Source organism: Streptomyces sp. NPDC002602, from assembly GCF_042889445.1.
Classification (GTDB): Bacteria; Actinomycetota; Actinomycetes; order Streptomycetales; family Streptomycetaceae; genus Streptomyces.
The window spans coordinates 125,242-132,650 of sequence record NZ_JBIAQX010000019.1; the positions used below are offsets into that span (position 1 = coordinate 125,242).

Sequence of the window (7,409 nt, forward strand, 5' to 3'; positions counted from 1 at the left end):
GCCGTGCCGGGCGCCGTGACACGGTGAACCTTTCCGGTCACAGCACCGGCCTTCCGGCCGGGACGCCGAGGGGGCGGCGATACTCGTCCCTCGACATGGTTCGAGCGGGCGGAGCGGCGGAGTCGACTGTTCGGCGGCGCATGAAATCGGCTGTCCGAAGCATGCGCGGGGGATGGAATGCGTGGTGTACGAGGAGCGGTCGGGCAGGTCGGAGACGGTCGAGTGCGGTCTTGACGACGAGGCGTGCCGCACCGCCCTGAAGCGGCTGCACGGTTTGGACGACGGCGAGTTCGGGTGGATCCGGCTCGTCGATCCCGACGAGTCCGAGCTGGTGCAGTTGGCCGAGGAGCTGGGCCTGCACCCGCTCGCCGTCGAGGACGCGGTGCAGGCGCACCAGCGTCCGAAGCGCGAGCGGTTCGACGACGTGCTGGCGGTGGCGATCAAGACGCTGTGGTACGTCGAGGACGAGACCGCGGTGGAGACCGGCGAGATGATGATGTTCGTGGGCCCCCGCTACGTCCTCACCGTCCGCCACGGCGCGGTCGATCCGACGGCCGAGGCGGCCCGCCGCCTCGACGCCGACGCGACCATGCTCCGCTTCGGTCCGCTGTCGGTCCTGCACGCGGTGTTGGACGTCGTCGTCGACGCGTACAGTGACGCCGCCGTCAAGGTTCGCAGCGCGCTCAACCGGTTGGAGGACCAGGTGTTCTCCTCCGCTCGGATCGATCACACCGAGGGCATCTACTCGCTCAAGCGGGAGGTGCGCGAGTTCCGTGACGCCGTGCAGCCACTGGTGCCGGTCCTGAACGGTCTCCTGAGCGGGCCGGGCGAGGAGCGGCACGCGCCGAAGGCCGAACCCTACTTCCGTGACGTGGCCGACCACCTGCACCGCACCGACACCGAGGTGCGCACCCTCGACGAGCTGCTGAACTCGGTGCTCGACGCCCAACAGGCCCGGGTGGGCACCTGGCAGAACGACGACATGCGGCGCATCTCGGCGTGGGCGGCGATCTTCGCCATCCCCACCATGGTCGCGGGCGTCTACGGAATGAACTTCGAGCACATGCCGGAACTCGGTTGGACCTACGGCTATCCCCTCGCCGTGGGGCTGATGGCACTGGCGTCGGGGGCGCTGTACCGGGCTTTCCGTCGCAACGGCTGGCTGTAGGCCACCTCACCGATCCCGCGTCGGGCGCGGTCGCCCGGCGCGGGTTGCTACGCGTACAGCGCCGTCCCACGCGATGCCCTCGCCCGCGGGCGACCCGGTCGAGCGGCCAAACCCGCTGGTGGGCCGGCCGGCGGCCGACCTACCATCCGACGATGACGATCTCGACGGACCACCTGATCGACGACGCGCTGCACCGGTCCGATGTGGGTTGGCTGTCCGAGCACCTCGACGCCCGGTCCTGCCCGCCGGCCGTCCTGGCACGTCTCGTTCGGCACGCGGACCCGCGCCTGCGCCATCTGGGCCTGCTGCTGCTGAGCGGACGGGTCACCGCGACCCGATCGGCGGCGGACGTGCGGGAGACGGCCGAACTGGCGTCGCTGCTGCCCGACTTCGTGGTGGAGCCGCCCGAGGCGGCACTGCTCCAGGCGAACCTCCACGCACACCTGGGACCGTATCTCCGGGATCGGCCCCGGCCTTCGTGGCGTACGGCCGACCTGCCGGTACGGGTACGGATCGCGTGGCTGCGCGCCGAACTTCTCGACGACCCGACCGTGCTTCGACACGAAGCGCGGGGTGAACTCCTCTACCAGGCGCTCCGGGAGACGAGTGTGACCGCCGCGCACCGGCCGGAGCGGCTGGTGTCCGAGCTCGCGGGCAGCGGGGATCAGGTGTTGCGCGCCGAGGCCTTGCGGCTCGCCCGCGAGGGCCTGCATGCGGGGCTGCTGGCTCCCGCACGCGTGCGGGAACACGTACTCGCCGTGCTGGACACCGGGGTGCGGGGCGTCGGTGCGCAGGACATCGGAGCGCAGGGCTCCGGCTCGGCGGGTGCAGGTTCGGCGGACGGCTTGCGCGGCGCTGTCGTGGTCGCCGCGCTGCGCGAGCTCGCCGAGCCGTGGGCGGCCCTGGAGCCGCTGCCGGAAGGCCGACTGTCCGTCTTCCTCACCACCGATCCGGGAACCACCCCGGTCGAGATCGCCGATGCCGCGCTCACGGCTGCCGCTCGCCACGGCCACCGGGACCTGGTGCGGCGCGTCGCCGCCGATCCCGGCCGGCCGGCCGCGCTTCGCCGCCGCGCGCTCGAACTCCTCGGTGAGCTGGCCGGGCGCGGTGACATCCGGGAACTGACCGCCATCGCCACCCGCGATCCGCTGCTGCTCGGCGCACCTGCGGTGACCTGCTTGCGCGGGCTCCACCGGCGCGGGCACTTCCCGGCCGATGAGGACGTGCCGGCCATCGTCGCACTGGCGCTGGCCGACCATTCGATCGCGCCCCACCAGGTCGCCACGATCCTCTTCACCTGCCGGCGTGCGGCACTCCGGGTACTGATCGACGCCGACGACGCTCCGAGCCGGCCGAGGCGGCTCGCCCTGCTGGTCGCGTTGGCCGAGCAGGGGGCGCGGGAGCTTCCCGTCGGGGAGGAGATCACGCGGGTGTTCGCGACGGCCGGCGCACCCGAACCCTTCCTCGCCGCGATCCGAGAACTGCGGTACGCGCCGGCCGAGGACGTGGTCATCGCGCTCCTGCCCACGGCCCCCGCGGCGGCCCTGGACACGTTGGAGGCCATCGGCGGGCACCGCACGGTACGGGCGCTGCGCGAGGGCCTCGGGCTGCCCGCCGCCGAGGACGCCGCACAGGGCGCCGCGCAGGACGGTGAGGGGACCGGTGTCATCGCGCCCCACCTGCGGGCGGTGCGCGATCGGGCACTGGAACTGCTGTGGCATCTGACCGACGACCGGGGCCAACGGCGTGGACTCCTCGTCCGCCTCGACCCCACCGATCTGCCGGCGCGCATCGCGGCCGATCTGGGCGGCCCCGACGAGGAGGAGCTCGCCCTCCTCGGATCCCGTCTGAACCCGGACGAACCGTTGACGGCGCTGTGCCGGCTCGCCGCCCACGGCGGGGCGGGCACCCTGCCCGCCCTCGCGGACCTGCTGCTGCGCGTCGTGGTCGAGTCGGCGGCGTTCCGGGAGCCGGGGGGTGGCGTCACACGGTTCGAGGGCGAGCCGCCGAACGCCGAACCGACCGTTCCCCGGGAAGCCGAGCACGCGCTGATCGCCCTGGGTTCCCGCCTGTACGAGCGGCGCCGGATCCGGCCCTCGTGCCTGCTCGACGCGGCGGACGCGCCGGAAGCGGGCAGGGCGCTGCTCGCGGATCTGGTGGGGGAGCTTTTGGACCGGCCCGGGCTGCGGGACGGTGAACAGGCCATCCTCCTCGAACTGTTGTCGCGGGCTCCCGGTTCCCGCGTTCGTGCCCGGGTGCACCATCTGCTGCGTCACCGCGACCGGCACGTGCGCAAGCACACGATCGCGTTGCTCGCCCGCGATGTCACGGGGGACGACGCCCAGGCCCTGTCGGCCACGTTGATCGCGCTGACCCGCGCCGGGGACGTGCAGACCGTCCGGGGGGCACTGCTCGCCCTCGGTCACGCGCGGGCCCGCTGGGCCTGTTCGGCGATCGCCGCGTGTCTCGCCCATCCGAACATGAACGTCAAGAAGACGGCCGCCCAGGTCCTGGTGCGCGCGGGCGCACCCCCGGCGGTGCCGGAACTGCTCCGCCTGCTGGGTCGGCAGGACAACCCGGGGCTCCGCGTGACGCTCGTCGAGGCGCTTCGCGCGATCCTCGGCGACGCGTACGCGGCCACCGTCCTCGCCGCGGCGGAGCACTGCGAGACGGACCGCGCCCGTGCGCTGCTGTCGGAGGCTCTTGACGGTGCCCTGCCGGCGCGGGCGGTCCTCGCCCTGGCCGACCAGGCGTCACCGGTCGCGCCGGTGCTGCTCGCGCTGGTGGCCGGCGGCCGGGTCCGTCTGGCGTCCGGTACGCGGGAGGAGTTGGCGCCGGCGCTGAACCGGCACGGCATCGCCCTTCCGGCGGGGACGGCATCGGCGCCGGACGACGCAACGGACTTCGAGGTGACGTCCCTGGCGGCGGGCCATTGGAATCCCGCCGTCGCGCTCCGCGTCGCCGTACGTCCCGAACCTCCGCACACCGACCGGCTGCGCGAGCTGCGGCCCCTGCTGGCGGACTGGCTCCGCTTGGCCGGCTCCGCGCCCCGGGCGGCCCGTGGGGCGGTGCTGCGGTTCACCCTGCTGTTGTGCCCCGCGCCTTGGACGGACGGGGAGCTCGCCACCTACGCGCGGTCCGCCCGGGTGCTGCTCGACGCCCTGGCCGGCGGGGCGGGCGAGGACCGCCCGGGCCTCGTCACGGTGCTCGAAGCGCTCGCACCGTTGCTCACGCCGGCGTCGGCGGCGGCCGTCGTCGACACCGTACGCGCTCTGCCTCCCGCCTCCGCGCACTCGCCCGACCGGCCAACGCTGACGCTGCTGCGCCGATGTGGGGCGGTGTTGGTCCGCGCGGACCTCGACCGTGCGCTCGCGGTGGCCGGGCTCGGCGCCGACCCCTGGCGGGCCCGAACCGAGGTGCTGCGCGAGGCGTTCGACGTACCGCCCCCGCCCGGAGGAGTACCGGCCCCGCCCGGAGGAGACTGGCGGGCCGACGTGGAAGCCTCCGCGCGCACACCGGCCGCGCTCGCCGACTTCCGCCTCCGCGACGTCCGCGGCCTCCGCCGCACGCGTGACCTCGGCCGCGGCCAGGACGAGGAAGCGCCCGGCTCCCGGGAGCTGTTGTCCGCGCTGATCGACGTCCACTCCACTGCCGCTCCCGAGGTCCGTGACACGCTGCTCGACTGGATGGAGGACCTCCAGCCCCTGGACGCGCCGCCCTGGACGATCGGCGAGACCGCCGCCGAACCACGACCGACGCCGGGCCGTGCGGGCGTACCGCGCCGTGTGCACGCCGACGACCTCGACCAGCCGCGCTCGGCGGCACTGCGCGACCGCCTGCTGACGATGCTGGACTCCCCTGACCCGGACCGCCGGAACGCCGCCGCCCGGGCCCTCCTGAGCTGGCCCGAGCCCGGGATCGGGCTCGCCGTGCTCCGGGCGGCCCTGCGCGGACGGACGACGGTCGCCATCGGCCCCGACCTGGCCCGGGCCATGGTCGCGCTCGACCCGGGGGAACTGCGGGCCGAGGAGGTTCCACCCGAGAACGTGATCCGCGTGGCCTCGCTGCTCGCTCCGCCCGACCTCGTACCGCTGCTTCCGTTGCTGTCGCACTGGTGGGAACACGGTGCGCCCGCCGTCCACCGCGCCGCCGCGGTCGAGTTGCGCAGGGCTCCCGTCGACGCACTCGCCCACGGTCTCGGCGCACGTCTCGACGCCGGCGCCCTGGGGCTCGTGGACCTGATCGCGGGCCGGGCCCTGCTGCGCACTCCCGCCCTGACGCGTACGTGCCGGCGGCTGCGCGCCGAGGGACACGACCAGCTCGCGGACCGGATCCTGCTGGTCGACGGCCCGCTGCGCGGCCCCGAGGCCGTGAACCGGGACGCGGCCGCACTGGCCTCGCTCCGCGACCGCGCCGGGGCCGCGACCGCGCGGGCCGTACTCCGTCCGGCCCGGCAGGAGCTGTCGGACGTGGCCCGTACCGGGACTGCCGACCAGATCCGCCGGGCCCTGACCCGCCTCGCCGAGGAGCACCGGGGACCGGATCCGGACCCCTCGGTGCGGGAGCTGATCGGCGAGTTGCTGCACCACGCCAGGCCCGGGGTCCGCCTGCACGCGCACCGGACCTCCCGGGCGGTACTGGACCGGCCGAGCCACCTTCGTCACACGCTGGTCCTGCTGCACGACCCCCAGCCGGACGTGGTCCGCATGGCGATCCGGAGCCTGTCCCGGGCGGCCTGGGAACCGGCGATCCCCGTCCTGGTCGGCTTGCTCGAACACGCGCGTCCCGTGGTCCGCCGGACCGCGGCCGACGGCCTCGCGCGTCTGGGCGCTCCCGCGGTCCCCGCACTCAGGCGGGCCGCGGCCCACGCCCGCCCCGACAGGCGGACGCGCTACGCGGAGGTGCTGGGCCGCATTGCGGCCGACACCGGAACGACCGTCGAGTAGAGCCGGACGGCCACCCCCATCCTTGGCCAATGGTTTGCGCGGAGTGCTCGTGGGCAGTCGCTTACAGCCGGAAGGACAAGGCCCCGGTCTGGAGGCCGCCATGTCGACTACCACGCTCATCGTCATCATCGCCGCGCTGGTACTGATCGCCCTGATCGCAGCGTTGTGGGCCTTCTCCCGCCGCCGTCATCTGCGGCAGCAGTTCGGCCCCGAGTACGACCGGACGGTCGAGGCCGAAGGCGGCAGGATGGCGGCCGACCGCGAGCTGCGGGCCCGCGAGCAACGCCACGACACGCTCGACATCAAGGAACTGCCCGCCGAGCGGCGCGCCCAGTACACCGATGAGTGGCGCGACGTACAGGAACGCTTCGTGGACCGCCCCGAGGCATCGGTCGCCCAGGCGGACGAACTCGTGACGCGCCTGATGCGCGAACGCGGCTATCCGGCCGACGGCTATCAAGGGCAGGTCCGGGACCTGTCGGTGGAGCACGGCCGCACCCTGGAGCACTACCGCGCGGCCCACGAGATCAACCTGCGCGGCGGCGGAGCCGAGGCGACCACGGAGGAACTCCGCGGCGCCATGGTCCACTACCGCGCCCTGTTCGAGGAACTGCTGAGCAGTGAAGGAGGCCGATGACATGCGGGAACACGGTGACACGGCCGGCCGGGGCGACGAGGACCGGCTGACCACGGAGAACCTCGCCAATCCGGGTGCGACCGGTGGCCAGGCCGTGTACCCCGGCGAGGCGACGGCCCTGGAGGGCGAGACCGCCGACGTGCGGGACGACGCACGGGGCGAGGAGGCACCCGACGACCTCGGCGCCGGCCCCGAGCACGACGAGGCACGCGGGCGACGGGACGAGCGGGACGAGCCCTTGTTGGCCGGTGCGGAGACGGAGGGCTTCCGGGAACGGTGGGCCGAGATCCAGGGCCGCTTCGTCGACGACCCGAAGGAGGCCGTGACGTCCGCGGACACGCTGGTGGCCGAGGTGATGCAGGAACTGGCCCGGACCTTCTCCGCCCACAAGCAGGAGCTCGAGGGCCAGTGGGGCCGCGGCGAGCAGGTCGCCACGGAGGATCTACGGCTCGCGCTGCAGCGCTACCGTTCCTTCTTCAACCGCCTGCTCAAGACCTGACCGCGCCTGCCGGCAGAACCGGCCTGCGACGGGGCCGGGGGGGGGCCCCCCCCCCCGGGGGGGCCCGCCCCCCCCCCCCCCCCGGCCCGCCCCCCGGGGGGGCCCCCCCCCGGGGGGGGGGGGGGCGGGGGGGGGGGGGGATGGGGGGGGCGGGGCCGC

The 7,409-nt window shown here is 74.3% G+C and carries 4 protein-coding genes; all 4 read left to right on the forward strand.

The features are described 5' to 3' along the window. Window positions 1-172 precede the first annotated feature (172 nt). The 4 genes from ACFYW3_RS33885 (at window position 173) to ACFYW3_RS33900 (ending at window position 7,250) form a co-directional block, all read left to right on the forward strand. Window positions 173-1,168: a magnesium and cobalt transport protein CorA gene (locus ACFYW3_RS33885; RefSeq protein WP_351755802.1), complete on the forward strand. Its 996-nt coding sequence runs from the start codon at window positions 173-175 to the stop codon at window positions 1,166-1,168. A 152-nt stretch (window positions 1,169-1,320) separates the two neighbouring features. Next, window positions 1,321-6,114, forward strand: a complete 4,794-nt coding sequence (locus tag ACFYW3_RS33890) for a HEAT repeat domain-containing protein (protein ID WP_389388339.1) — start codon at window positions 1,321-1,323, stop codon at window positions 6,112-6,114. A gap of 100 nt (window positions 6,115-6,214) precedes the next feature. Further along, window positions 6,215-6,751 (forward strand): hypothetical protein, encoded by a 537-nt coding sequence (locus tag ACFYW3_RS33895; RefSeq protein WP_351755797.1) that lies wholly within the window; start codon window positions 6,215-6,217, stop codon window positions 6,749-6,751. A 1-nt stretch (window position 6,752) separates the two neighbouring features. Continuing rightward, complete coding sequence (locus tag ACFYW3_RS33900) at window positions 6,753-7,250, forward strand: hypothetical protein (protein WP_389388340.1); 498 nt, start codon at window positions 6,753-6,755, stop codon at window positions 7,248-7,250. The last annotated feature ends 159 nt before the right edge of the window (window positions 7,251-7,409 follow it).